Source organism: Thiocystis violacea (genome assembly GCF_016583575.1).
Classification (GTDB): domain Bacteria; phylum Pseudomonadota; class Gammaproteobacteria; order Chromatiales; family Chromatiaceae; genus Thiocystis; species Thiocystis violacea.
In genome coordinates, this window is sequence record NZ_NRRG01000193.1 from 1 (window position 1) to 479 (window position 479).

The following is a 479-nucleotide window of genomic DNA, read 5'->3' on the forward strand; positions in this document are numbered from 1 at the left end:
GCATCGGCACGAAGGGCGCGGTGGGAATCCCCGCCGCCTCCAGCGCCTGCTTCTGGGTGAGCTTGTCCTGGATCAGCGCCAGCACCCCCGGCGCCGGATAGATCGCATGCCCCTCCTGCTCGAGCTCGACCAGGGTCTCGGTGCCGATGTCCTCGATGTCGAAGGTGAGCACGTCGCAGGCATCGGCCAGCTCGCGCAGCTTGGCCGGATCATGATAGTGACCGACGATCTGCTGACCGGCGATCTGCGCCGCGGGCGAACCCGGCTGCGGATCGAGCACCACGCAGGTGCAGCCGATCCGCTTGGCGGCCTTGGCCATCATGCGGCCGAGCTGGCCACCACCGATGATGCCGATACGGGCAATGGGTAAGGAAAATCGATCCATAGTGCAATGATCGGGGATGTGGAAGAAATTGGAAAGCCCTAAAGAATACAGGGGAGTAGTCAGGACAGCGCGTGGACGTATCGGCTGGGTCGGG

The 479-nt window shown here is 64.1% G+C and carries 1 pseudogene; it reads right to left on the reverse strand.

Annotated features, from left to right (window positions below):
* Positions 1-385 (reverse strand): annotated as a pseudogene (locus CKO27_RS24155) (5-(carboxyamino)imidazole ribonucleotide synthase); the annotation flags it as partial.
* Positions 386-479 lie beyond the last annotated feature (94 nt).